20 protein-coding genes and 1 pseudogene are annotated in these 25,905 nt (G+C 36.7%); 7 read left to right on the top strand and 14 right to left on the bottom strand.

From position 1 onward, the window contains the following. Position 1 precedes the first annotated feature (1 nt). Positions 2-1,171: an LETM1-related biofilm-associated protein gene (locus tag ACFEMA_RS05765; RefSeq protein WP_411767102.1), complete on the bottom strand. Its 1,170-nt coding sequence runs from the start codon at positions 1,169-1,171 to the stop codon at positions 2-4. Between the two features lie 144 nt (positions 1,172-1,315). Here ACFEMA_RS05765 and ACFEMA_RS05760 point away from each other — a divergent pair. From ACFEMA_RS05760 to ACFEMA_RS05745, 4 genes and pseudogenes are all read left to right on the top strand, one after another. After that, positions 1,316-2,248, top strand: a pseudogene (locus tag ACFEMA_RS05760) (DUF4331 family protein); the annotation flags it as partial. Next, positions 2,228-2,551, top strand: a complete 324-nt coding sequence (locus ACFEMA_RS05755; protein ID WP_411767143.1) for a DUF4331 family protein — start codon at positions 2,228-2,230, stop codon at positions 2,549-2,551. The pseudogene ACFEMA_RS05760 and the gene ACFEMA_RS05755, both read left to right, overlap by 21 nt. A gap of 96 nt (positions 2,552-2,647) precedes the next feature. Continuing rightward, positions 2,648-3,925, top strand: coding sequence for a tetratricopeptide repeat protein (locus ACFEMA_RS05750; RefSeq protein WP_411767100.1), 1,278 nt, complete (start codon positions 2,648-2,650; stop codon positions 3,923-3,925). 64 nt (positions 3,926-3,989) lie between these two features. Next, complete coding sequence (locus ACFEMA_RS05745; RefSeq protein WP_411767099.1) at positions 3,990-6,164, top strand: TonB-dependent receptor; 2,175 nt, start codon at positions 3,990-3,992, stop codon at positions 6,162-6,164. A 154-nt stretch (positions 6,165-6,318) separates the two neighbouring features. Here the strand turns inward: ACFEMA_RS05745 and ACFEMA_RS05740 are convergent, their stop codons facing one another. From ACFEMA_RS05740 to ACFEMA_RS05715, 6 genes are all read right to left on the bottom strand, one after another. Next, positions 6,319-7,035, bottom strand: coding sequence for a lysostaphin resistance A-like protein (locus ACFEMA_RS05740; protein ID WP_411767098.1), 717 nt, complete (start codon positions 7,033-7,035; stop codon positions 6,319-6,321). A gap of 128 nt (positions 7,036-7,163) precedes the next feature. Then, positions 7,164-7,877, bottom strand: coding sequence for a membrane or secreted protein (locus tag ACFEMA_RS05735; RefSeq protein WP_411767097.1), 714 nt, complete (start codon positions 7,875-7,877; stop codon positions 7,164-7,166). 167 nt (positions 7,878-8,044) lie between these two features. Then, positions 8,045-8,836: an anti-sigma factor domain-containing protein gene (locus tag ACFEMA_RS05730; RefSeq protein ID WP_411767096.1), complete on the bottom strand. Its 792-nt coding sequence runs from the start codon at positions 8,834-8,836 to the stop codon at positions 8,045-8,047. A 3-nt stretch (positions 8,837-8,839) separates the two neighbouring features. Continuing rightward, positions 8,840-9,367: an RNA polymerase sigma factor gene (locus tag ACFEMA_RS05725; RefSeq protein ID WP_411767095.1), complete on the bottom strand. Its 528-nt coding sequence runs from the start codon at positions 9,365-9,367 to the stop codon at positions 8,840-8,842. A 48-nt stretch (positions 9,368-9,415) separates the two neighbouring features. Continuing rightward, positions 9,416-10,003, bottom strand: coding sequence for a superoxide dismutase family protein (locus ACFEMA_RS05720; RefSeq protein ID WP_411767094.1), 588 nt, complete (start codon positions 10,001-10,003; stop codon positions 9,416-9,418). A gap of 98 nt (positions 10,004-10,101) precedes the next feature. Further along, positions 10,102-13,332, bottom strand: a complete 3,231-nt coding sequence (locus ACFEMA_RS05715) for a WD40/YVTN/BNR-like repeat-containing protein (protein ID WP_411767093.1) — start codon at positions 13,330-13,332, stop codon at positions 10,102-10,104. A 115-nt stretch (positions 13,333-13,447) separates the two neighbouring features. Between ACFEMA_RS05715 and ACFEMA_RS05710 the strand changes: the two genes are divergently transcribed. After that, positions 13,448-14,584, top strand: a complete 1,137-nt coding sequence (locus ACFEMA_RS05710; RefSeq protein WP_411767092.1) for a vWA domain-containing protein — start codon at positions 13,448-13,450, stop codon at positions 14,582-14,584. Positions 14,585-14,662: 78 nt separating this feature from the next. Further along, positions 14,663-16,120 carry a magnesium chelatase gene (locus ACFEMA_RS05705; protein ID WP_411767091.1) on the top strand — a complete coding sequence of 486 codons (1,458 nt, stop codon included), beginning with the start codon at positions 14,663-14,665 and terminating at the stop codon, positions 16,118-16,120. Between the two features lie 75 nt (positions 16,121-16,195). On the opposite strand, the gene ACFEMA_RS05700 is transcribed toward ACFEMA_RS05705, so the two are convergent. Genes ACFEMA_RS05700 through ACFEMA_RS05675 form a run of 6 tightly spaced genes read right to left on the bottom strand, consistent with a single transcriptional unit; the run spans position 16,196 to position 23,168 of the window. Continuing rightward, positions 16,196-16,771 (bottom strand): YdeI/OmpD-associated family protein, encoded by a 576-nt coding sequence (locus ACFEMA_RS05700; RefSeq protein ID WP_411767090.1) that lies wholly within the window; start codon positions 16,769-16,771, stop codon positions 16,196-16,198. Positions 16,772-16,810: 39 nt separating this feature from the next. Then, the gene (locus ACFEMA_RS05695) at positions 16,811-17,116 is read right to left on the bottom strand and encodes a GIY-YIG nuclease family protein (protein ID WP_411767089.1); all 306 of its coding nucleotides are present in this window, start codon (positions 17,114-17,116) and stop codon (positions 16,811-16,813) included. A 42-nt stretch (positions 17,117-17,158) separates the two neighbouring features. Further along, a complete protein-coding gene (locus ACFEMA_RS05690) occupies positions 17,159-18,802 on the bottom strand; it encodes a M1 family metallopeptidase (protein ID WP_411767088.1) in 1,644 nt (547 codons plus the stop codon). 2 nt (positions 18,803-18,804) lie between these two features. Further along, positions 18,805-19,563, bottom strand: coding sequence for a M23 family metallopeptidase (locus ACFEMA_RS05685; protein WP_411767087.1), 759 nt, complete (start codon positions 19,561-19,563; stop codon positions 18,805-18,807). Positions 19,564-19,617: 54 nt separating this feature from the next. Beyond that, positions 19,618-20,964, bottom strand: a complete 1,347-nt coding sequence (locus ACFEMA_RS05680; RefSeq protein ID WP_411767086.1) for a M28 family peptidase — start codon at positions 20,962-20,964, stop codon at positions 19,618-19,620. 2 nt (positions 20,965-20,966) lie between these two features. Further along, positions 20,967-23,168, bottom strand: coding sequence for a bifunctional alpha,alpha-trehalose-phosphate synthase (UDP-forming)/trehalose-phosphatase (locus ACFEMA_RS05675; RefSeq protein WP_411767085.1), 2,202 nt, complete (start codon positions 23,166-23,168; stop codon positions 20,967-20,969). An 81-nt stretch (positions 23,169-23,249) separates the two neighbouring features. Between ACFEMA_RS05675 and ACFEMA_RS05670 the strand changes: the two genes are divergently transcribed. Then, the gene (locus ACFEMA_RS05670; protein WP_411767084.1) at positions 23,250-25,055 is read left to right on the top strand and encodes a glycoside hydrolase family 15 protein; all 1,806 of its coding nucleotides are present in this window, start codon (positions 23,250-23,252) and stop codon (positions 25,053-25,055) included. 53 nt (positions 25,056-25,108) lie between these two features. Here the strand turns inward: ACFEMA_RS05670 and ACFEMA_RS05665 are convergent, their stop codons facing one another. Further along, entirely contained in the window at positions 25,109-25,897 is a 789-nt protein-coding gene (locus tag ACFEMA_RS05665) for a CBM9 family sugar-binding protein (RefSeq protein ID WP_411767083.1), read from the bottom strand. Between the last annotated feature and the right edge of the window lie 8 nt (positions 25,898-25,905).

The following is a 25,905-nucleotide window of genomic DNA, read 5'->3' as shown; positions in this document are numbered from 1 at the left end:
ATTACTCCTCGATTCTATTATCATCAAAAGCGGACGGTAATAGCTTTGGAATAAACTTAATAAATAGAGGTAACAGCAACATTCCTCCTGGAAGCATAAAAATAGCTAGACTTGGGATGGACTTAAAAATATCTAGAAGTTGCTCTTGTACTTTCTTTTGTTCTTCGTCCGTTAAATTCCGCTGTGTGGACTTGGTCAATAACACCATGGCCTCTTTACTTTCTGTTAGTTCCTTAAAAAGGCGTTTGCTGTTGCGTTTTATAAGACGTATAACGAGCTTACTGTTGTTTTCGTAAAAATTTTGTGCCAAGGTATTATCGCTTAAAAAAGCAATCTTATCCTTATTGGTTTTATAGAATGTATTTAGGTCATCTATGGACTCTGTAATAATTTTCGGATCTAATTGTAGGTTACTTTGTAACTTTTTTAAGTATCCATATTCTTCATCATCGATATGTTTATCTGTCCAAGACGCCATACATGTCGTGTCTATAAGATATTTCTTTTCAAAATCGGTTGAAATGGTCTTTGTAAAGTCACTCATCTCTAACTTGCTATTGTCTTTGTGTCTCAAAGATGCTTCAAACAATTTTAACAATTGAGCTTCATATTCGGCCTTATGTTTTTTAGAACTTAATATAGACACAGTTATCGTTTCAATAATAGCTTCCACCTTAAGGATATAGCCTTTTAGGTTTTTGTCACCATCTAAAAAATGCTGGTATGCCAAAACATCTACAAAAAGTAACGCGTTTATTAAGAAGGAATTAAAATGCTTTGTGATAATATTATCGTCTATATGGATTCTTCTATGGATAATATCCTCTAAAGATGGCTTAGAACTACCAAAACCAAAAACCTCAGAAATAAAGGATGATTTATAGTCTTCGGTTGTGGCGTAAAAATCACTGACTGTTTTTATAAAATCAAATTGAGACTCCTTTTTTGTGTGGATGTAATACAGGGCTAAGATTAAATTGACCTTGCAACATTCTTCTTCAGTAAAATCTTTTGACGCAACGGCACCTTTTAAAATACTAAGGTTGCTACCATATATAAACCCTGTTTCTTTCAGCGCTGTATAGAACCCATCATCGTCCATGTCATTAAAAAATGACTCCGGAAGTATCTTAAATAGCTTTTTTATCCAGCCTTTTGCAGAAGGGTTCATAGATTGAGTATAAGGTTCAAAGATACTTTTTATGGGGTGAAATGCATAAAATTTAAAAAAAATAGCAAAAAAATAAAACCGACCTCCGGACAATTGCGTAAGTAGAAGTGAGAACCAAAAATTTAAACAAAAATCTCAACTATTATGAAAAAAACAAGAATCTTAATTGCAACAGCTGTACTAGGTATAGCAACATTTGTTGCAATCGCTGCGGATCATATTGATGCCCCAGCAGTTAGTGGTGGTACAAGTGATATCACTGATTTTTATGCCTTTCAGGGCGAAAACACCAACAACATTGTTTTTGTGGCAAACCTACAAGGATTACTAAGTCCCGGAGCTACAGGAAATGCAACCTTCGATGAAGACGTATTGGTAGAGTTTAATATTGATACCAATGCTGATAATGTTGAAGACTTAGTGATACAGGCGACTCCTAGAGATGGAGTGATGTATTTCTTTGGTCCAACTGCCCCGGCGAGTCCAGGCTTAAACAGTACAATTATGACCAGTGCAGCAGCACAGGGAACAGTTGATATTACTGCTTATGGATCTTCAGCCAATGTTGGCACAGCCAATGGCATGAGCTTCTTCGCAGGACCACGAGATGATCCATTCTTTATGGATTTTACACGTTATAATGAAATCATTGCTGGTGATGCCCCAGGATTCAACGATCCAGGTGTCGATACTTTTGCAGGGACTAATGTAATGTCTATTGTAGTAGAAGTACCAAAAGCCATGATTGGCGGATCGGGTAACATCAATACTTGGGTAGAATCTAAAAGAAAACAATAAACTTAAAAATATTTAATAAAGATGAAATTTAATTCAATAAAACTTATAGCAATTGCCATGTTGGCCTCTTTAACGGCTTTTACATGTAGCAATGACGATGACAGACCTACAGGTCCTACAGGACCTAACTTTACAGGAACTTATGCACAACAAGATCAGATGGCTAGACCAGCTGTAAATACAGTATTTGTATCCTCAGGAAGTAAAGATCAATTTAATACAACAACTCCTTCAAATCAAGGAGCTGCTTTTCAATCGATGTTTCAAACAAATCTAATGGCGGTAAGCCCAGCATATAATGATCCTTCGGACACTAATGCTTTAGGATTAGATGCTGCAACCTTTTCAGGCTTGTTGGCAACGGATGTATTATCAGTGTCCTTAGAAGGTACTACAACCTTCTTTGATGGTACAAATGTATTGACTGGTAGAGCCTTAGCTGATGATGTTATTTCAGTAGAATTACTTTTGATATTCGGAGGTGAAGACGGTACTGAAAATCCAAGTCTTACAGATGATAATGTAGATGGTAACGATACAGCATTTTTAACATCGTTCCCTTACCTGGCACAACCTTGGTAGGCTATTAACCAATATTCTGGAGTGGACTTAGAGATTAAGTTCACTTCAGATTTTTAACTAAAAAAACTCAAATAATTAATTAAAAACGTATTAACCATGTTAGTAAAAAAACTCTTCCCCCTTGTTTTTGTAGCTCTATTGTTTAGTTGCAATAATGACAAGGTGACACACACAAAAGACTACAGTGCATATTTAGGCACTGAAATAGACCAAACAGAATTAATGGCAGACGTTGACTTCTGGACTAAGAAGTTAGAAGCCACTCCAAATCAATTCCCTTATTTAGTAAAAAGAGCAGGAGCTCATAGTGAGGTTTTTGATACCACAGGAGATATCAGCCATTTAATTGCTGCTGAAAAAGATTTAATTGCGGCCAATGAAGCCACAAACTACGACAAAGCAGGCTATTTAAAAGCTTTGGCATCTAACTATATATCCCAACACCGATTTCAAGAAGCTTTAGAGTTATTAAAAAAAGCCGAGGAGAATGGTGAAAATTTAAAAGGCACAAAAAAAATGCTTTTTGATGTTCATTTAGAATTGGGGAATTACATCTACGCCAAAAGTTACTTAGATGAGGTTAAAAACACTAGTGATTTTGACTATCTCATCCGTTTGGCAAAGTGGGAAGACCACCAGGGCAATCTTGAAGGTGCTATAGAAAACATGGAAAAAGCAACCGCAATTGCCGAATCCTCTAATCTTAAGCCAACAAAAATCTGGGCCTATACCAACTTGGCTGATTTTTATGGCCATGATGGGCAAATTAAAAAATCTTACGAACATTATTTAAAGGCACTGGAATTAGATCCTGATAATGCCTATGCTAAAAAAGGCATTGCTTGGATAGTATACTCTTACGAGAAAAACCCCGAAGCAGCCTTAGTCATACTAGATGATATTAATACGTATTACTATGCTCCAGATTACGATTTGCTAAAAGCAGATATAGCAGACTATATGGGAGACCAAAGTCTAAAATCAAAATCTTTAGAAAGCTATAGAAATCATGTAGAAAATGAGCATTACGGTGATATGTACAATAAATATAACGTGTTGTTATATACCGATGCCATGGTCAATGTGGATGAAGCTTTAGCTATTGCACAAAAGGAAGTAAATAATAGACCAACACCAGAATCTTACGATCTTTTGGCGTGGAGTGTTTACAAAAAAGGTAATGCAAAACAAGCCTTGGAAATCTTAGAAAAGAATGTGATAGGACACACCTCAGAACCAGACGTGCTGTATCATATCGCAGAGATTTATAAAGCTAATGGTGTTAAGGATAAAGTGGCTCCTCTAAAAGAAGAATTGTTGTCTAGTTTATATGAGTTAGGTCCAACAATGGATGCCCAAATTAAGGCACTATAATATGTTCAGGATTTCTCAATATACTATTTCTTATTGCATACTATTTTTGCTAATAGGCACACAAATGTATTCCCAAAGTCTAAAAGGCAATGTACTTAATGAACGTAACCAACCTTTAGAAGGTGTTTATGTGTATAACGCAAGTTCTGGGAGTCATGCGCACACAAATACTTCTGGATACTTTATTATCGATAAAACGAAGCGCGGAGATTCCATTAGGATAGGTTTATTAGGTTATACGCCTAAACACCTAATCGTAGAGGACATAAGCACAGCACTTAAAATAACTTTAGAAGAGAAAATCTTTCAACTAGAGGAATTGGTTATAGAAGAAAGTCTTAATGCCCTAAATACCATAAGTCGTCTTGACTTAAACGTTACACCAGTGAATTCCTCTCAAGATGTCTTGAGAAAAGTACCTGGATTATTTATCGGGCAACATGCTGGTGGAGGTAAAGCAGAACAGATCTTTCTTAGAGGTTTTGACGTAGACCACGGTACCGACGTAACTATTGACGTTGATGGTATGCCAGTTAATATGGTGTCTCATGCCCATGGACAAGGGTATAGTGACTTACATTTCGTTATCCCTGAAACGATTAAAGCCATAGACTTTGGTAAAGGAGCTTACTATGCTGATAAGGGTGATTTTAATACGGCAGGGTATGTAGATTTTAACACAAAGGATTTTATAAACGACAACACTATTAGTTTATCTGTTGGGCAGTTTAATACCTTGAGAACTGTCGGTATGTTTAATCTTCTAGGTAAAACTAAAAATCAAAGTGCTTATGTGGCCGTTGAACATTTAGAAAGCGATGGTCCTTTTGAGTCTCCTCAAAATTTTAGCCGTCTCAATCTTTTCGGAAAATATGTGAAGTTTGTTCCTGGTGATGGAAAGTTTTCGTTAACAGCTTCACACTTTACAAGCCGTTGGGATGCTTCAGGTCAAATTCCACAGCGTGAGGTGGACAATGGAAATATTTCAAGATTTGGTGCCATCGATGACACCGAAGGAGGCGATACCCAACGTACCAATGTTAATGTAGCGTTCGATAAGGTGATTTCTGATAGAGCAACTTTCAGTTCTAATGTATTCTATTCTCATTATGATTTCAAACTATTTTCAAACTTTACCTTCTTTTTAGAAGATCCCGTTAATGGGGATCAGATCATGCAACAAGAACAACGCGATATTTTTGGGGTCAACACCAAATGGCACTATGAAACTAATTTGGGCGATACACCGGTAGATATTTCAACAGGAATAGGGTTTCGATACGATGTTATTGATGATGTGGAATTATCCAGAACCTTAAATAGACAAACAACGCTTGAAAATATTCAACTTGGAGATATTAATCAGACCAATGGCTATAGTTTCGCTAATGCTGCATTTGAATTTGGTGATTTTAAGTTGGTGCCTGGATTGCGATTAGATTATTTTAAATTTTTATACCAAGACCAATTGCAGGAAACGTATGAACGGCAGTCCAAAACCCAAACGATTCTAAGTCCTAAACTCAACTTGTTTTACGACTTGGATTATAACATACAACTGTTTGTTAAATCTGGATTAGGATTTCACTCCAACGATGCAAGGGTAGTGGTCAATAGTGAAAACAAGACCTTGCCTCGAAGCTATGGAGTCGATGTTGGTACACTTTGGAAACCCAGCTCAAAAATGGTCATAAACACAGCGTTGTGGTACCTATTTTTAGAACAGGAGTTTGTCTATGTGGGTGATGCCGGTATTGTTGAGCCAAGTGGAAAAACAGAGCGTTACGGTATAGATTTAGGCTTGCGTTATCAATTTACAGATTGGTTATTCGCCGATACAGATGCAACACTTACAAAGGCTCGTAGTATTGACGACCCAGAAGGTGAAGATTATATTCCGTTAGCTCCAGACTTGACCATTGCCGGTGGTTTGTCTGTAACCAATCTTAATGGGTTTTCTGGTGGCATCCGCTACCGCTATTTGGATGATAGACCAGCGAATGAAGATAATAGCATAGTTGCTGAAGGCTACACGGTTTTTGACTTCAATATGAATTATGAATTTAAAAATAACATGACAATAGGGTTTGCCATCGAAAACCTATTTGATGTTGATTGGAACGAAACACAATTTGCAACAGAATCGCGCTTACAAAACGAAGCTAATTCTGTAGAAGAAATACACTTTACGCCAGGGACTCCATTTTTTATAAAGGGGAATGTGTCGTATAGATTTTAAAAGAAATCAGTTGATTTTGAGGGAAGCAAATGATACTGATGATTACTAGCAAGACAATTGATTTTTTGGTTGATTGATGTCGTGTATAGCACGATATATTTTGAGTTTTTTTGTTAGTGAAACGCCCGTCCTTAATTGGATGGGCGTTTTTAATTTATGAGTAGTAAAAATAGTATGTGAGTAGAATGGCTAGCATATTATACAAACCGTGGGCTACTATGGAAGCAGTCAATCGTTTTGTTTTAATAAATAATAAGGTGTAAATTATTGTTGGTATTAAAATATCGAACCACTCTAATGTATTGGTTGGTAAATGACCTAATGAAAAAATAAGTATTGAAAGAACTGCCGAAGCCCAAAGACCTATTTTAGGATTACTAAAAACATCTTTAAGAATAGAAATAAAAAACCCTCTGTTAAATAGCTCTTCTGTGAGTCCTCCACCAATGACTCCCAGAGCAATAAAGGATAGGGTACCAGTAATGCTTCCGTCATATAGTGTAAGCATTCCAGTTATGTCAGCTCTTTCATTACCACCAGTATTTGGTATAAGTATAGCAAATTGTGCAAAAGTCCAAAGCGCACCACATAACAGGCCTAAAAGAGCATCTGTTCTTACATTTAAGAATTGTAAACCAATATCCTTAAAGTCTTTTTGTAAAATTTTTAGTGCTACAAGAAGCAATAGTGACACTGTAACAAACTGAAATAACCCTATAAATAATAGGTTTATCCCAATTTTACCGCCGTTGAGTTTGGTAACGCCAAAGAAAATATCGGGTAAAATAAATAGGCCATAACCAATGATAACGGTAAGAATAAATACAACTAAAGTTTTAGCTTTACTTGGGTTTGTTTTACTGGTCGTCATTATGGTGAATTTTATGCTTTACCTTATGACGAATAGGCTACACTTTTGTTACTTTACTCTATAGTTTTATGAATTATAATTACAACCTGTAGATACAGTAATTGTATCTAATTGTCTGTAACCGGAACTTATTTTCTAATACTCCATATCTCATATAATGGATCCCCTTTACTAGAAAAGCCCTTATGATGCCAATCGCCATCTTCTAAGCTATAATCAAACTCTAAACTTGCTCCAACTCTGGTATTATCTCTTGAAAAGAACTCTATGTTTTCAGTGTAAGTTCCATCGATAGTTGTGTAGGTTCCACCTCCTGTACCCATAAACTGTTTGGTTTCTGTATTATAAGCTATCCATTGAAAACGGGTGCCAGACAGAATTTTCATAGTTTTTCTTGGTCTGCTGGTGTCTCGGGATTGAAGTTCCCCATTTCTCATTCTCTCAGACATTAACCATGCACCATTTAGTTTTCCGGGGTTGCCATTATCAATTCTACTAAATTTCATCCCCTCACCATCACCAACAACTTTTAATTCTGAGTCTGTTAGAATTATTTTAAAATTAAACTCTTGTCCTACCATTTCAGAATTGTCAGTGTGGAATTCTACTGTTTCGGTCATAGTATCTCCGTCTAAACTCCAAGTACCTCCATTGGAATGAATAAACGCTCCTGTTTCAGAATTATAGGTCGTTAAAACTTGATAACCATCTGAGATAATGACGACACTTTTTAATTGCTCTCCATCTTCGGATGTGTAATTACGTTCCCAAGCTCCAATCAGGCTCTGAGCTTGAGCCCCCAATGTTAGAAGGCTTATCATCAATACTACTAATGTTTTCATGAGATTATTATTTTATTGGTTTTTATTTAAAGAAATGTATTATTCAAATATTGTCTTTATGCTCAAGACATATAGTAAATATAAAAAATATAACTCTCATAAAATCAAGGCATAAAAAAAGCCATTTCAATTTGAAATGGCTTTTTGTCATTATTTTGTGTTTTTTACTACGGTGCAGTAGAAACGACACCTAATGTATGTAATTGTTCCATTGTTGGAGTTTCACTACCACCAGCTGGCTCTAGAGTAATACCGAATGCCTCACTCTCATTAGCGTTGGCAATGGCAAATATCTTATTGTCATCCGTATTAAAGTCATCAATAGTACCTAAGCTTGTCGGTGTCAATGGATTTAAGGTTAAAGACCAAACCTGGTAAACTTTACCTTCTGGAGCTTCTGGTAATCCATCAGCATCAATTAGTACACGGTTATTGTCCTTGTCCCAATACACATTGGCATAGGTGTCTTCAAAATTACCTTGACCTGCTAATGGCACCTTAGTTACATTATTATCTCGCATTACTGCTAATACGCTATTGGCATCTTCAAGGTTGTTTCTGGTCTTCTCAATTTCGTATTCGAGCTCAATAGCGTCCATTTTAACAACTTCGAGGTCGGCTTCTAACTCTTTATTTTTGTTCATGGTCCAAATAAGACCACCAGCTAATAAAATAGAAGCTGCCCAACCTGTGTAAGATATCCAATTCGGTTTCTTAGGTTTGAGGTCTACCACTTTAGTGTCCTTGGTCAATCGGCCAGAGAAAGAACTAAAATCTACGGCATGTGGAGACACAGACGCTGTTAATTTAATAACGGCTGCTTCAATGTCTAAAACTTCTTTTAGCAATTCGGGATGCTGCTGTAGCAATTCGTATATCTCCTCATTTTCTTTTTCAGAGAGTTGCCCTGCAACGTACAGTTCCAAAATTCCAGATTCTATGTAGGCGTTTAAATCCATATTCTATAATACCATTTCTCTTAATTCCTTAATACAGTTTCTGTTTCGTGTTTTAACTGTACCAATCGGCATATCTAATTCTTCAGAGGTTTCTTTTTGAGTAAATCCTTTAAAATATAAGAGCTCAATAACGGCTTTGCACTTTTTGCCTAATTTGGAAACAAACTTTTTAATTCCAATAGCATCAGTGCTATTATCCAGATTATCATTGCTCTCAATTATATCTACGAAATAATCGCTGTTGAGGTTTTTCTTTGAGTTCTTAAAAGCTTTAGATCTCGTTTTATCTATGGCTGCATTGCGTGCAATATTTAAAATCCAAGTAAAGAACCTCCCTTTTTTTGAAGAGTAAGTATCGGATTTGTGCCACGCTTTTATAAAGACATCTTGCATCACCTCTGTGGCAATATCTGTATCTCTGACGATATTATAAACAACACCATGGATACTATCACTGTACATAGAGTAAAGTTCACCAAAGGCTTTTTCGTCTTTGTTTTTAAATTTTGGCAATAAAGTTTCTAATGACATATAATTGTCTATGATTTGAGTCTATAAGATAAACGAATATAGATAATATTATTGAATAATGCCTCCGCAGCTAATACGTGTTCCTGCTGCGCCTGAAGGTTGTGAGGTAAAGTCGTCTGTACCTTGATGTACAATAATGGCTTTACCCAAAATATTTTTGTTTTCATCATCACAACCAATACACCATTCTGTAGTATTCATACTAATTTCACCATTACCATTTGCATCTGCAGTAAAGTTACCTATATCGCCTTTATGGTATCCTTCGGCGGCTCCCCATTTACCATGAGGTTGCGCGGTAGGGTTCCAATGGCCACCAGTTGAAGTGCCATCTGCGGAAGAGCAGTCAGCTGTTTCATGGATGTGGATAGCGTGATCTCCTTCATCCAGACCTGTTAAATTAGCCATCATATAGACTTTGCCATTAGTCTCTTTAAAGGTCACAGTACCTGAAACTTCGGTATCACTTTTTGGTTCTAAAGTGATTTCGAGTTTTTGAGCATCCATACTGTCTGGTTTTTCAACCACTTCTTCGACCTCTATTTCTTTTTCAACTTCCTTTTCTTTGTTATCATTTTTACAAGCTGTTAGTGCCATAATGCACAATACAGATGTTGCAATTTTAAAATATTTCATAATAATTTTTCTATTTTGCTTAAAGTTAAGCAGATAAATACAATCGTGCAAACATAATGTTAATGCTTCTTTGCTTATTTTGTTTCAAAAAGGTTTAGCTAATCAATTTTAAATGTTTCAGTCTCTTTAAAAGGATCTAATTTAAGTGCATCCATTTTAGTTTTGTACTCTGGCCACTCATCAATAAAAAAGGCATTGGTTTCATTTAATAATTCACTCAATGCATCTTTAGCATTTTTAATCAAAGTTGTTTCTGTTGAGGTTAATCCACTTTGACTGTTAAAGACATAGTTATTGGCCAAACCTAAACGTTGTAAAGGAGTCACTTCCGGGTTTCTTGTAATACCTTGGCGTTCGTCTCGCTTCCCAAAATATTTATCCAAAAGACTATCTATGGATTTTGAAATTTCTTTGGATGCTTTTATTTGCTCTTTGTAAGCTTCTTTATCCAAAGTTGTCAAGTCTTTTTTGAATTTGTCGGCAATCTCTTTGCTCGTGACCAATTGTTTTGCGGCTTTAGCAGCGGTTTCTTGATAGCCTTCTAATTTTTTAGCAGCTGCATAAACTTCTTCGATATTCTTTTGAGAAACATTTAATCTCGGATCAGATTCTACCGTTACAGTTGTTTCAGACATTAAATCGCCATAATGTAACACCGCTTTATAAGTTCCAGGTTTTACTGAAACTCCACTAGGCTCAAAATTACGATCGCGATTACGTCTCGAAGGGCGCTCTACTCCAGCTTCATCCATATACCAAGTCCATTTTTGCAACCCGTTTTCTTTTGGTACTTTACGCTTCAAAGTCCGTATTAAACGATCACCATCATAGATTTTAAGTTGAAGTGAATCCCATTTGACAGCTTTCTTGCTGTCATCCTGAACTTTATCATCACCATCGTCGGAGGCTGAGGTACTCGAAGCCTCGTCTTCATCAGACTCATCTTTCTTAGGCATATCCTTTTTATTAAAGAGATATGTAAATCTCGCACCACCACCACGGTTTTCTCCATGATACATGGCATCAGCTCCAAAGCGACTGCCTGTTGGTTGTTGATACGCCGCCTGAATAGCTGTTGGTGGATCAAATAATTTTATATTAGAATCCATCACAGACTGATTCTTCGCCATTTCTCGCAGTGGTCTAATATCATCCAAGACCCATGCCGCACGACCAAAAGTTCCGATAACCAAATCGTGCTCTCTAGGATGAATGACTAAGTCCTTAACAGAGGTGGTAGGGAAACCTTCCGTCCACTTGGTCCATTTTTGTCCTGCATTAAGTGAAATATATAAACCATCATCAGTTCCTAAAAACATTAAATTAGGTTCTTCTAAATCTTCTACAATTGCCAAGGTGTAACTTTCAACATCGTTGCCGTCGACAATACGTTCCCAGGTTTTACCATAGTTTTTAGTACGATACGCATACGGAGTATAATTAAAGCGGCGATAATCATTGGCGATTAAAAGCGCCTCTCCTTTATTTTTATTTGATGCCTTTATTTGAGCAATCCAACTGCCTTCTGGCAAGCCTTTTAAGTTTTTTGAAACGTCTGTCCAATTGGCTCCTCCATTTTGCGAATAATGAACACGGCCATCATCTGTACCTACCCAAAGCATATTGCGCTCCACTGGCGAAGGTTCAATAACTAAAATGGTAGTGTGGTTTTCTGCTCCCGTAGCATCCATAGTTAAACCACCACTTTCGGATTGTTTCTGTTTTTCTGGGTCGTTTGTAGTGAGATCTGGTGAGATAACAGTCCAAGTTTCACCTTTATCCGTTGACTTATGTACAAACTGACTTCCGAAGTATATGGTACTATTATCAAAAGGGTCAATATTTATGGCAGAATTCCAATTAAAACGCAATTGAACATCCGGGTCTGGATGTGTTGGGCGCACACCGTAATTATTTCCAGTTTGCCAATCATAACGACTGACAAAACCTTGCTGGCTCATGGACCATCCGTAACGACTGTCGTCTCTATCTGGTACCACGTCAAAACCGTCACCAAAACTAATTTCTTGCCAATAACTATTCCTAATGCCTTGTGACCTCCATACATAAGCAGGACCTCTCCAAGACCCATTGTCTTGCATACCGCCATAGACATTGTATGGATATTCATTATCAACTGCTATGTGATAAAATTGAGCTACGGGGAGGTTTCCTATAAAACGCCACGTTTTTCCGCCGTCTTTGGTAATATTCATACCTCCATCATTTCCATCAATCATAAAACTACCATCATCTGGATGTATCCACCATGCATGATGGTCCGGGTGAACCCCATTATCCACACCGTAGGCTGGCATTAACTGTTCAAAATTCTTTCCTCCATCTTCAGAGACATTAACATAGGTAAATACTGAATAGACTCTATTCTCATTTTGTGGATCTACATAAATTTCAGAATAGTAGAATGGTCGATTACCAATATCACTTTTATCATTGATTTTTTTCCATTTAAATCCACCGTCTTCAGATTTATACAAAGCATTCTTTTTAGCTTCAACCAATGCGTAGACAATATTTGGCTTACCTGGTGCTATAGCTATACCAATTCTACCGAGGTTTCCTTTTGGAAAACCATCCTCTTCAGTGACTTTTTTCCAAGTGTTACCACCATCATGTGTAATATGTAAACCAGATCCTTCTCCACCTGAGTTAAAGAACCAAGGGTCACGTTTGTGTTCCCACATGGCTGCCATTAACTTGTTGGGGTTCGTAGGGTCCATAATCAGATCTGCAACTCCGGTTTTATTATTTGCGAATAAGATTTTGTTCCAAGTTTTTCCTCCATCCGTAGTTTTAAAAACACCACGCTCAGGGTGTTCTCCCCAGGGCGAACCAATGGCACCGACATATACCACATCGGGATTGGTCGGATCAACAATAATTCTATGGATGTGTCTGGTCTTTTCTAGACCCATGGCCATCCATGATTTTCCACCATCAAGCGACTTATAAACACCATAGCCACCATTCAATGAATTTCTTGGGTTACCTTCACCTGTGCCTACCCAAATCACACTTGGGTTAGACTGCTGAATTTCCACAGCTCCAATTGAGGCTGTTAGTTCTTCATCAAATATGGGCTCCCATGTTATACCTCCTGATGTTGATTTCCAAAGACCACCAGATGCCGTCCCGACATACATAACGTCAGGATTGTCTATGACAACATCAATGGCAGTAACACGTCCGGACATCCCTCCAGGACCAATATTCCTCGGGGTCATATTTTTGACCATATCCATTGAAAACTCTTGTGCAGATAAAAATGTTATACAGAATAGCATAACAAAGGAGAAAAATTTCTTCATTGTATTATTGGTTAGTTAATATAAAGTATAAAAATAACTAAAACTTATGAGCCATTTCTAAAAGAGATGTTAATGCTTTTAGGGTGTGCTTAAAAAGGAGTATTTTTATACAGCTATGACAAAGAAAAAAAGACCTTCGGGATTTGTTTTTAAAACCTACGAGGCTCCTAACCAGTCTCCTTTTGAAAAGCTCTTTGAGATTTTTAAGGAATTGATTACCTATACATCTGGTGATTTTGATGAAGCGATTGATTGGTTGCGTCAATTGGACAAAGAGTATGAATTGACCACTCCAGATTACACCATAGACGATTTTATTGAAGACCTAAAAAATAAAGGGTATATCCGAGAAGAGATTGACCCAACAGGTAATGGTGGTGGTAAAGGAAAAACGACCATTACTGCTAAAACTGAACGTGCCATCCGTAAACAGGCCTTAGACCATATATTTGGAAAAATAAAACGCAGTGGTTCAGGGAGCCATAGAAGTAAAGGAGTTGGATTGGGCGATGAGCATACTGGTGAGTTTAGAGCTTATCAATTTGGTGATGCATTAGAAAAGGTGTCTATCACAGAGAGTTTGAAAAATGCACAGATCAACCATGGGGTAGGAAATTTTAACTTAACCGAAGATGACTTGGTTGTGGAAGAAACTCTTCACAAAAGCCAAATGAGTACGGTATTGATGATAGATATTAGCCACAGTATGATTTTGTATGGTGAAGATAGAATTACACCTGCCAAGAAAGTCGCCATGGCATTATCAGAATTAATAACCACGCGCTATCCAAAAGACACTTTAGAGATTTTAGTGTTTGGAAACGATGCTTGGCCTATAAAAATAAAAGATTTACCGTATTTAAAAGTCGGGCCTTATCATACCAATACGGTTGCAGGATTGCAATTGGCAATGGATATGTTACGACGTAAACGTAATACCAATAAGCAGATATTTATGATTACTGATGGTAAACCAAGTTGTTTAAGGATGCCAGATGGTCAATATTATAAAAACAGTAATGGTTTAGACCCGTTTATTACAAATAAGTGTTATGCTATGGCACAGCAGGCAAGACGTCTGCATATTCCTATAACGACATTTATGATTGCAGAAGATCCATATTTGATGCGATTTGTTCAGGAATTTACGCAAGCCAATAGGGGCAAGGCATTTTTTACTGGGTTAAAAGGTTTGGGAGAAATGATATTTGAAGATTACGAAAATAATAGAAAAAGAAGAATTAAAGGATAAACAAAAGCTATTAGCTTTTAGCCTTTAGCTCAAGTTGAGTTAGCTAATAGCCAAAAGCCAAAAGCCAAAAGCTAGAAAATGAAAGAAATAAATACACTAAGAGAATTAAAAGAATCTGGTTATCAACCTAAATCTATAAAAGATGAATTAAGGGGTAATTTGATAGAAAACATAAAAAACAAAAAGAAGACATTCGAAGGCATTCACGGTTATGAGAATACTGTAATCCCTGAATTGGAACGTGCCATTTTATCAAGACATAATATTAATTTATTAGGATTGAGAGGTCAGGCAAAAACACGTTTGGCACGTATGATGGTGAATTTGTTGGATGAATATATTCCTGTGGTAGAAGGTTCAGAAATAAATGATGATCCATTAGAGCCTATTTCGAGATATACCAAAGAATTAATTGCAGAAAAAGGTGACGATACACCAATTACATGGTTGCATCGTCATGACCGTTTTGCAGAAAAATTAGCCACTCCCGATGTTACTGTGGCGGATATTATTGGAGATGTTGACCCTATAAAAGCAGCAAATTTAAAGTTGAGTTATGCGGATGATCGCGTCATTCATTATGGAATGATTCCACGAGCCAACCGCTGTATTTTTGTTATTAATGAATTGCCAGATTTACAAGCGCGGATTCAGGTAGCTCTATTCAATATTTTGCAGGAAGGAGATATTCAGATTCGTGGATTTAAATTGCGGTTGCCTTTAGATATGCAGTTTGTCTTTACTGCAAATCCTGAAGATTATACCAACAGAGGAAGCATCGTTACCCCTTTAAAGGATAGAATAGGTTCTCAGATTTTAACCCACTATCCTGAAACTATTGACACGGCCAGAACCATTACTTCTCAAGAAGCAAAACTAGTAGAGGAACAATCCAGTTCAGTGTATGTTCCAGATTTGGCGAAAGATTTATTAGAGCAAATCAGCTTTGAGGCTCGTGACAGTGAATATGTGGATATAAAAAGTGGTGTAAGTGCCCGTATGAGTATTACGGCTTATGAGAATTTATTAAGCACAGCAGAACGACGTGCTTTAATAGCTGGTGATGATAAAACAACTGTAAGGCTTTCGGATTTTATTGGGGTTATTCCCGCAATTACAGGTAAAGTTGAGTTGGTGTACGAGGGTGAACAAGAAGGAGCGGATTTTGTGGCAAACGAGTTGTTGAATAATGCCATTAAAACATTATTCCCTAAGTACTTTCCAAAAATTGAAAAATTAGAAAAGCAAGGCGAAGACACTCCTTACGATGATTTAATCTCTTGGTTTTTTAATGGGGAAGGTTTTGAGTTATTAGATGATTTCGATGATGCCACATATAAAGCTAAGCTAGATGAAGTGACACCTTTAGATGCATTATTAGCAGATTATCAACCAGATATTGATAAGCAAGATGTCTATTTTGAAAAAGAGTTTATCCTTTGGGGTCTGGTGCAATTTAAAAAGTTAAGTAAGTACCGCTATTCTGAAGGGTTACAGTTTAAGGATCCTTATGGCAGTTTTATTAGTGGACTGTAGGATGTAATTGTTTTACGATGAGGATGACATCTTTTGATAAGATTACTCACTTTGTTCGGAATGACAGCATATTGTTTACCTGTTATTACGACTTTTAACATTAGCCTTGCAAAGCTTTATAATTTCTTCAATTCGTTTTTGACGTGTTGCTTCCCGCTTTGCACTATGTAACCAATAGAGGTAGCTTTTTTGATAGCCTTTTGCAAACCCGTTATAATTATCGAAAGCTAGAGGGTTTTTATCAAAAGCCACTTTTAGGTCTTCTGGGATAACACCATTTTCAACATCGTCTAAGTCTGTCCAACTGCCATTAGCCTTGGCAATTTTAATTGAAGCTAATCCACTTGTGTGCATAAGACCTTCTTTTTTCAGTTCTTTAATATGCTTTTTATTAACGGCACTCCACGCACTTTTAGGCTTTCTTGGACAGAAATATTGACGCCTTTTGCCATCGCCAAGGCTTTTTACAGTAGAGTCAATCCAACCGTAACATAATGCCACCCTAACAGCCTCCTCCCAACGCATGGATTCTCTAGGATGATCTACTTTATAAAAGATAAGGTGTACACCAGAACTTTTATTGTGATTATCGTGTAACCACTTGCGCCACTCGGTATCGGATTTAAAGTATAGTTCTGGTAGGTCTGTCATTTAAGTTTTTTGTTTGTCATTCCTGCTAAGGCAGGAATCTCATTTATGCAACCAATCACTTGATAAATCACTCCAGTCATGGTTATCTTCTTCAATTAATCTTATTTTCCAATCACGCTTCCATTTTTTCATATTCTTTTCTCTTGTAATGGCATCATTTATATATTGAAAAGTTTCAAAATACATTAATTTATCAAGATTGTATTTTGAAGAAAATCCCTTAACTAACTTGTTTTTATGCTCGAACATTCTTCTTTCTAAATCATTTGTAACTCCTATATAAACAACACCATTTTTCTTATTAGTAATAATGTACAGATAATATTGATGGATTGTTTTATGCATTCTTAACAAGATTCCTGCCTTCGCAGGAATGACAATTCCGATTTAATTTTTTACTCTTTTCGAGTGTATATAAAAATCCCGATCGACTTCTAATGTAGTCGCATCCGTTTCTATGGATTTCCACGCTGCACTCGGAAATATCCAATCCCTTTTATCGCCAATTTTTACTTCTATTGGCATATCAAAATCTTTTACAATATCTACATAGCGGAATTTAAGTTGACCAGCTTCAAAATTGTATTCTAAAGTCGGAATTTGTGAGGTCCTTAAATACTGATTGAAAAATGCGCTTAAATCTTTCTCGGTTTTTTTGCTGATATAATCTTCAATCTGTTGTGTCGTTACAGTTTCATGGTAAAATTCTTTGTTCAACCCACGTAAAATATCTCGCCACAACTCATCGTCTTCAATAAGTTGGCGAAGCGTGTGCAGCATATTTGCACCTTTGTAATACATGTCGCCTGAACCTTCATTATTAACGTGGTATTGACCGATAATCGGCTTGTCGTTTCGAATGTTTGCTCGTGTACCTATGACATAATCGGCAGATGCTTCTGTTCCGTAATGGTAGTCTAAAAACAGATTTTCAGAATAGGCCGTAAAACCTTCGTGAATCCACATGTCCGCCGCATCTTTATAGGTAATATTATTAGCAAACCACTCGTGCCCAGCTTCATGTATAATAATAAAATCGAACTTTAATCCCCAGCCAGTACGTGATAAATCATTGCCTAAATACCCTTTCATATACTGATTGCCATAGGTCACGGAACTTTGGTGTTCCATCCCCAAGTAAGGCACTTCAACCAACTTAAAACTATCTTCGTAAAACGGATAGGGACCGAACCAATGTTCAAAGGCTTTCATCATTTTTGGCGTGTCTTTAAAATGTTCTTTAGCTTTTTCTAAATTGTATGAGAGCACCCAATAGTCTAAATCTAGTTTACCATTTTCACCTTCGTACACTTCAGAAAAATTAACATAATCCCCGATATTAACATTGACTCCATAATTATTGATGGGATTATCAACATACCAGTACGATGTCACAGTTTTTTCATGCTTTTCAAGCTTTCGTAATCGTCCGTTAGAGACATTCATTAAGCCTTTTGGATGTGTTACACTGATGAGCATACTATCCACTTCGTCATACATGTGGTCTTTGTTTGGCCACCAGACACTGGCACCTAAACCTTGACAAGATGTCGCAATAAAGTGATTTTCGTTTTTGTCTTTTTTCCAAGAAAATCCTCCATCCCAAGGAGCTCTTTTGGCTTCGCGCGGATGTCCCTTATAATGCACATCTAAAGAATTGATTTCACCGATTTTTTGATTGTCTTTTAAAGTAATGAAATGGGCATTGCCTTCATGTTTTACGTCTAGTTCTTTTCCGTTTTGAAGCACTTTAGTAATGAGCATAGGTTCTTGTAAATCAATCTGCATGACCTGATGAGCTTTTAACACTTTATAGTGGATTGTGTTTTTACCAGATATGAATTTCTCATCTGGTTTTACTTCAATATCGAGGTGGTAATAGGTTAAATCCCACCATTCTCGTTCGGGAGTAATACTCCCTCGAAGCGTGTCCTGACGTGTGAATTTTTTCTCTTCTATAAGTTCTTGTGCTATACCTTCACTTGCTACAAATAGTAGTACAAGTACACTCATTAACTGTTTTAATTTCATTTTTAATCTTTTATGATAATTTGTCCTCTTTTTAATTCTTTCGCTGGAATCGAATCGATAATTATATCAATAGATTCAAACCCGGTATGGGTTGGTTTGTACACTCCAAAATGTAAATGAGGAGTCGTGGTTAATCCTGTAAACCCAGATAGTGCAATAGGCTGATTTCGTTTAATGGAGTCTCCCACCGCCACTAAATTACCATTTTGTTTTAAATGTACGTACTGAGAAAATGTATTGTCATCATGGTAAACCATTATGTAATTGCCATATTTACGGAAGTCTTCTGTTGTACCTTGTTTATTATGGTTTACTATGGTCGATATAACAACTCCATCTCTTGCAGCAACAATAGTGTCACCAATATCCATGCTAAAGTCCAACGTTTTTGAAGAAAATTGTCCTTTATGCGAAAATTGACCGTTGTATCCTTGAATGATACTTGATTTATAATCCTTTAAAAATGGCAGCGCATAGTTATAGGTTGTATCATAAGTTTTAAAATCATACAGTCCATAATGCCCGGAAAATTGATAATTTTTCAAGATGTTTAATGTGTCGTTTTCTGATTTTAAAAACGATAATATCTGCGTATCACTTTTAGGATTTACCTGAACATATTCAATATTTTGAGTTGACTTATGTTTAATTTTAGCATAAACCGGACAGAATAATTTATTCTTATAAATAACTAAGAGTGAATCTGGTGTTTCTTCAAATTCAATAAACCCAGGTTTATTCACATCCTTGGAACAACTCAAGGTGCATATAAAAAACACTAAATAAAGACGTTTTACCATCCTCTTATGTGGCAACTATCTTACAATTCTACTAGGAAAAACAACCATGCTTTCATGACCGTCTTCACCTACAGCTGCAACGCCAAAAAAGAAATTATCGATAACGATTCCTTCTAATGTGAACTCAGAAACATCACCGACATAACGACTATGATCCCAAGTTGGTGAGGTGGTGTCTCGCCAATAAATTTTATAGCCTTTTGCACCATCAGATTTATTCCATTGCAATTTGGCAGAAGGCTCAACAATACCACCAATGCCAACATTAGTTGGAGCAGGTGGAGCAGAAGCAAGGTTAGCCATAGTAATGGCATTTACAGCAGTCAGTTTTTTTGCGTAGCCAAAGTTAACATGCTCAAAGGTGTCTCCATAGTTGATGCCATTTTCGGTTCTAATGTCTTGATGTTGTTGCGTGTAGTTTTCGTGAGCTTCCATAATTCTGATTCCTGCAAAACCAACATCATTAAATGGTCTGTGATGTCCTCCGCGCCCAAAACGATCGAGACGATAGACCATCATAGGATTCATCTCGGGCATATAGGTTTGGGTTGTTTTATGTACATAACGTGCCAATTGCCTTGAGATACCATCGACTTCACCACCATAAAAACGACGTGCTCTCGCTTGTCTTGCTAATTGTTCAGGGTCGTTTTCGGCAGTTGTAATCGGTTCTGAGAAAATTCTAAAGGTTCGGTTGTCAATGACGCCATCGACTCCTTTAATGTTACCAATCATATCATTATTCAATACTCCGATGATTTCCCAATTGTTATCCTGCGCATATTTTGCCATCCCTTGCCCACCGAACAAACCTTGTTCTTCACCAGAGAGTCCAAGGTAAACCACACTACTTTCAAAGGTGTATTTAGAAAGTACTCTTGCTGCTTCAATAGCTCCTGCCATACCAGAAGCATTATCATTGGCACCTGGCGAATCTGATGTAAAGTCTGTTGGATTAGATACACGAGAGTCAATGTCCCCACTCATGATAATAAAGCGATTGGGAAATTTTGTACCACGCTGAATGGCCACCACATTGACCACATTAACGTCTTTGACGATACGTTGATTAGTGCCTTTTTCTATAAGATTACTTTGAAAAAAGACCTCTAAACAGTTGTTGCATTCTTTTGAAATGTTGTCGAATTCCGATTTTATCCAACGACGGGCAGCACCAATTCCTCTGGTTTCAGAGATAGTATCACTTAGCGTATGTCGTGTACCAAAATCAGCTAAAGTTTTAACATCATGTCTAATCCTATCTTCTGACACAGCATCTATGATATCGTAAATTTTAGGATCGACTTGAGCAGATAGGCTCATGGTTAATACAAGTCCGAGACTTAATAATAATTTTTGCATTTTTATTTTAGTTTTTGAAGTAATTCTCTAACCTTTTCAGGTCCTTTAATTTGATATTTTGCTTTGGTTTTAACATAGCCGACTTTTAAGGTGTATGCCATTTCTGGTGCGGCTTCAAACATGTATTCATCGGTCCAGTCGTCACCCATAATTAGGATAAAATCATAATCGTTTTTTACAAACAATTGGTTGGCAGCTCGCCCCTTATTAACGTTACTGCTCTTTATTTCTATGACTTTATTGCCTTGTAGCACGGATAGCTCGTTATTAGATACCATACTTGTTAAAACGGTATTGAGCTCCATGGTCCTAACTTGTGCCAGTTCTGGATCTGCCGTTCTGTAATGCCACGCCAGGGAGTATTTCTTTATTTCAATGAATGTTCCTGGTGTACGATCCACAAAACTCATTAGAATGGGTTTAATGTTTTCCATCCAATCTGTTTTTAAGCGCTCTAAAGCTTCCCATTCATTCTTTTGACGCATCCATACTCCATGATCCGTTATTAAATCGTATGTTTTGTTTCCAAACCAGTTTTCAAATGTTTCTTTATCACGTCCACTTATGAGGCACAAGTTAGTGTTTTCCTGTTCTTCAAAACCGTCTAAAAGACTATAAAGTTCTTTATCTGGTTTGGCATCTTGTGGATTGTCCTTAAAGCCAACTAAGGTACCATCATAATCTAACAAAATCAATCTGTTTTTTGCTTTTTTGAAATCTGTAATTAACTGATTTTCAACTGTGACATTAAACTTTTTTGATACCACAACCTCTTGTACTTGATTGGTCGCCTCTAGAGATTTAAAGAATTCTTCTGCCCATTTTTCAACCGTGTAACGCTTCAGGCGTTTTTGTAAAATTTTCATTCTACTTTTCTGCTCTTCCAAAGGCATGGTCAATGCACGATTTAGTGCTGTAGCAAAATCGTCAAAGCTATTTGGGTTAATTAAAAGTGCGTCATTTAACTCTTTTGAAGCACCAGCCATTTCGCTTAAAATAAGAACTCCATCTTGGTTGGTCCGTGTAGCAACGTATTCTTTAGCTACCAAATTCATGCCATCCCTAACGGGTGTAATAAGGGCTACATCTGAAGACGTGTATAAATCGATTAGATTTTCAAAAGGGAGTGATCTGTAAAAATACCAAATCGGAGTCCAGCTTACGGTAGAAAATTGACCGTTAATTCGTCCGACCAATTCATCTGTTTCGCGTTTTAATTTTTGATACTGAGGGACACCAGACCTGGAAGGAACTGCCAGCATGACCAACCTTACTTTTTCCTTATATTCTGGATAGGCGTTTAAGAAATATTCAAAAGCCCTTATACGGTTGGGAATACCTTTGGTATAATCTAAACGGTCTATAGACAGTATAAATTTTTTATCATCTTTTTCATTAAGGTGTGTGTCTAGTCGTTTTTGTAGTTCGGACTTTTCCGTTTTAGGATCATTGTGTTGAAGTGCTGCATTATAGAATTTTTCATAATCGATTCCCATGGGGAAGGAGTCTACCTTGATAATGCGGTCGTAGTATGAAATTTCATTAAACTTAACATCTAACCTTAGGATCCTTTTTACGGAGCTTAAAAAATGACGCTCGTAATCATAGGTGTGAAAGCCTAAAAGATCAGAACCCAACATACCAGTCAATAATTCCTCACGCCACGGAAAGGTTCTGAAAATTTCGTAAGACGGAAAAGGGATGTGTAGAAAAAAGCCAATAGTAACATTTGGTTTTTGTGCTTTTATCATTGCAGGGAGCAATAATAATTGGTAATCGTGCACCCAAACTGTATCGCCATCTTCGATGGTATCAACAACCACGTCTGCAAATTTTTGATTGACGCGCCTATAAGCTTCCCAATGCGTTTTTTCAAAGTCCGTGTATTCTGTAAAGTAATGAAAAAGAGGCCATAAGGTGCGGTTGCTAAAGCCTAGATAATAATCTTCAATATCTTTTTCCGTCAATCCTACAGCACGACATTTAGCTTCTTTTATTTTTGAATTAACTTTTTTTTCGAGACTTTCATCCAAATCTTCATCGGTAATACCAGACCAGCCAATCCAGATGCCATTGCCATCTGCATGAACGGATTTCATTCCTGTAGCCAATCCACCTACACTTGGAACGACTTTAAGTTCATCATTCTCTTCGATTGAAATTTGTAATGGTAATCGATTAGAAACAATTATTGTTTTATTCATAATATAATCTTGGTAGGGATTTAAGATTTTCGTTAATTTAAAGAAATTAGAGGTTTTACCCTCATTTTAAATCAAAATTTAATGAATAATTTACATTATGGCATAATTGGTAATTGTAAAAGTGCCGCTTTAATATCAAAAAAGGGTTCGATGGATTGGTGTTGCCTGCCTAAGTTTGATTCTGCTTCAGTATTTGCAAAACTATTAGATGAACATAATGGTGGCTCTTTTGGGTTTAATGTTGACGATAGCTATACGATTAAACAAGAATATATGCAGAGCACGGCCATTTTAAAAACACGATTTAGTAATGGCCTGGATGTGTTTGAAGTTATTGACTTTATGCCCCGCTACTATAAAATGAATGGTGGATACAATTCTCCACCAGAATTTATTCGCTATATAAAATACATTTCTGGCAAACCCACTTTTAAAATACAATACGATCCTAAACTTGAATACGCCAAAGGAGAAACCTTTACCTATATTAAAAGTGAATTTATTGTAAGCCTCAATGATGAAGATACCTATGACACGTTGTTTTTATATACCAATTTAGATAAAGCTAAAGTTGTCAATGGCGATACTGTAACATTAACATCCGATTGCTATTTCTGGGTTGGATATAATGAAAAGCTATTTCAACCAAATATTAAATCCGCTAAGTTAGAGTACGAGCGTACTAAGGTGTATTGGTTAAATTGGATGGAGCGTACACCAACGTTTAACCGTTATAACGATTACATTGCCAGAAGTGCAATAACTCTAAAGCTGTTAAGCTATGATAAAACAGGTGCGGTTTTAGCTGCAGCAACAACCTCTTTGCCAGAAACTATTGGCGAAGTACGTAATTGGGATTATCGTTTTTGTTGGATTAGAGATGCCTCTATGGTCATAAAAGTGATGTCTCAATTAGGGCATAAAAATATTGCACGACGCTATTTACAATTCATAATAAACCTAATGCCAGATAAGGACGAGAAGCTTCAAATAATGTATGGCATTAATGGTGAAAAAAAACTGACTGAAGAAACTCTAGACCATCTATCGGGTTATAAAAACTCAAGCCCTGTTAGGGTTGGTAATGCTGCTTACAAGCAACGCCAGAATGATATTTATGGGATCTTAATGGATGTAATTCATCAGCTTTTAGTCAACTTTAAAAATGATGTTGAGCATGGTGAGGAACTGTGGACCATGACCAAAGGGATTGTTTGGGTCGTTAAAAATCACTGGCAAGAGCCCGATAAGGGTATTTGGGAGTTTAGAGAAGGAGATCAGCATTTTACCTTTTCTAAGGTGTTGTGTTGGACTGCTGTGGACAAGGCCATAAAAGTGGCAAAACTTTTAGGTAAAACGTCTAAAATGGCACGATGGCAATTGTTAGAGGCAACGATTAGGGAAGATATTATGACCAATGCTTGGAATGATGACGTACAGGCCTTTACACAGTCCTATGGCTCTAAGGATTTAGACGCTTCAGTATTGCTTATGGAGGCCTATGGATTTATTGAAGCCAAACACCCTAAATTTGTAAGCACTGTGAAAGCGATTGAACGCGAGCTGTGTTATGATGGTTTATTGTACCGTTATAAAAATAAAGACGATTTTGGTCTGCCATCATCATCGTTTACGATATGTACGTTTTGGTTTATCAATAGTCTGTACAAAATAGGAGAGGAGCAGAAGGCTGCAAAGCAGTTTGATAAACTCTTATCTTATAGTAACCATTTAGGTTTATTCAGTGAGGATATAGACTTTAAGACCAAACGCTTGCTTGGGAATTTTCCACAGGCATATTCTCATTTGGCATTGATTGAAACTGCTATTAACCTATCTAATGTGACGCGAGAAGAAAAGGTTAAAGAGACTATATCAAACAATTGAATTTGTATGTGTGCAGGTTGACATAAAATTCGTCAGCTCGTTTTTTTTGAGGTTTAATCTCCTTTCAATAATAAGGTCCCAAAAATATCAGCATCAATCCAACCACGATTTTTATCGGCTCCTTCTACGGGTATTGAACCGATAAAGTGTTCTCGGGTTTCACTGTGGTCGTTATCACAATAGGCGAGTGCAAACCCAATCTTTTTATTTAATGTTAATTTGACGGGCTCATTTAAATTATTAGCATCATCATAACTATCATCGTATAAATAAATTTTAACCTCCCATGTAGAGGTATTATTTTCAGTAATACGTTTAGATTCCACATGGCTATTGTAGAGTTTACCTTCTTGTTCTGTTGACATATCCACAACATTGCCATCTAATGCAATATGATAAGCAAAAGCATTGTGGTTAAATTGATGCTCTCCGCCACTATTATCCTCGTCAATAAACACTTCGAGGCAATCGTCGTCCCACCATTGCTTTAATGGGTCTTTGTATATGTCTATTAAAGTATCATCTTGTATTTCTGCTAGTAAATAAAGTGTGTCTTTGTCCCAAGTTAGTTTATAGCGTCCCGAAAAATCATCAGAAGTTAGTGAGTCTCCCAACCAAACTTGATCTAAAGGTTGCCAAGTAGCTTTTTGCCATACAGGTTCATCAGCTATACCATCGATGGTTATGATGTCTTTGGCTTTATTTATAGTAATTAACTGTTTTTCCGTTTTAGTTGTTTCATTTCCTATAGTTTCCATAGCATTGCTTTCTTCTTTGTTTTTGCAATTAAATTTTAGTAAAAGAAGTGAGAGTAAACAAGCACTAAAGATTTTATTTTTCATAACTAGGT

Source organism: Winogradskyella sp. A3E31, assembly GCF_046720935.1.
Classification (GTDB): Bacteria; Bacteroidota; Bacteroidia; order Flavobacteriales; family Flavobacteriaceae; genus Winogradskyella.
Note: the sequence above shows the minus strand (reverse complement) of the source record. Positions and strands in the feature narration are given on the sequence as shown.

Bases quoted from the DNA above. Each gene is read 5' to 3' on its own strand.
- ACFEMA_RS05735 (WP_411767097.1), bottom strand. From the start codon at position 7,877: ATGAAAACATTAGTAGTATTGATGATAAGCCTTCTAACATTGGGGGCT.
- ACFEMA_RS05670 (WP_411767084.1), top strand. From the start codon at position 23,250: ATGAATAATTTACATTATGGCATAATTGGTAATTGTAAAAGTGCCGCT.
- ACFEMA_RS05725 (WP_411767095.1), bottom strand. From the start codon at position 9,367: ATGTCATTAGAAACTTTATTGCCAAAATTTAAAAACAAAGACGAAAAA.
- ACFEMA_RS05710 (WP_411767092.1), top strand. From the start codon at position 13,448: ATGACAAAGAAAAAAAGACCTTCGGGATTTGTTTTTAAAACCTACGAG.
- ACFEMA_RS05740 (WP_411767098.1), bottom strand. From the start codon at position 7,035: ATGACGACCAGTAAAACAAACCCAAGTAAAGCTAAAACTTTAGTTGTA.
- ACFEMA_RS05745 (WP_411767099.1), top strand. From the start codon at position 3,990: ATGTATTCCCAAAGTCTAAAAGGCAATGTACTTAATGAACGTAACCAA.
- ACFEMA_RS05730 (WP_411767096.1), bottom strand. From the start codon at position 8,836: ATGGATTTAAACGCCTACATAGAATCTGGAATTTTGGAACTGTACGTT.
- ACFEMA_RS05675 (WP_411767085.1), bottom strand. From the start codon at position 23,168: ATGAATAAAACAATAATTGTTTCTAATCGATTACCATTACAAATTTCA.
- ACFEMA_RS05765 (WP_411767102.1), bottom strand. From the start codon at position 1,171: ATGAACCCTTCTGCAAAAGGCTGGATAAAAAAGCTATTTAAGATACTT.
- ACFEMA_RS05695 (WP_411767089.1), bottom strand. From the start codon at position 17,116: ATGCATAAAACAATCCATCAATATTATCTGTACATTATTACTAATAAG.
- ACFEMA_RS05705 (WP_411767091.1), top strand. From the start codon at position 14,663: ATGAAAGAAATAAATACACTAAGAGAATTAAAAGAATCTGGTTATCAA.
- ACFEMA_RS05715 (WP_411767093.1), bottom strand. From the start codon at position 13,332: ATGAAGAAATTTTTCTCCTTTGTTATGCTATTCTGTATAACATTTTTA.
- ACFEMA_RS05720 (WP_411767094.1), bottom strand. From the start codon at position 10,003: ATGAAATATTTTAAAATTGCAACATCTGTATTGTGCATTATGGCACTA.
- ACFEMA_RS05755 (WP_411767143.1), top strand. From the start codon at position 2,228: ATGTTTCAAACAAATCTAATGGCGGTAAGCCCAGCATATAATGATCCT.
- ACFEMA_RS05700 (WP_411767090.1), bottom strand. From the start codon at position 16,771: ATGACAGACCTACCAGAACTATACTTTAAATCCGATACCGAGTGGCGC.
- ACFEMA_RS05665 (WP_411767083.1), bottom strand. From the start codon at position 25,897: ATGAAAAATAAAATCTTTAGTGCTTGTTTACTCTCACTTCTTTTACTA.
- ACFEMA_RS05750 (WP_411767100.1), top strand. From the start codon at position 2,648: ATGTTAGTAAAAAAACTCTTCCCCCTTGTTTTTGTAGCTCTATTGTTT.
- ACFEMA_RS05680 (WP_411767086.1), bottom strand. From the start codon at position 20,964: ATGCAAAAATTATTATTAAGTCTCGGACTTGTATTAACCATGAGCCTA.
- ACFEMA_RS05690 (WP_411767088.1), bottom strand. From the start codon at position 18,802: ATGAAATTAAAACAGTTAATGAGTGTACTTGTACTACTATTTGTAGCA.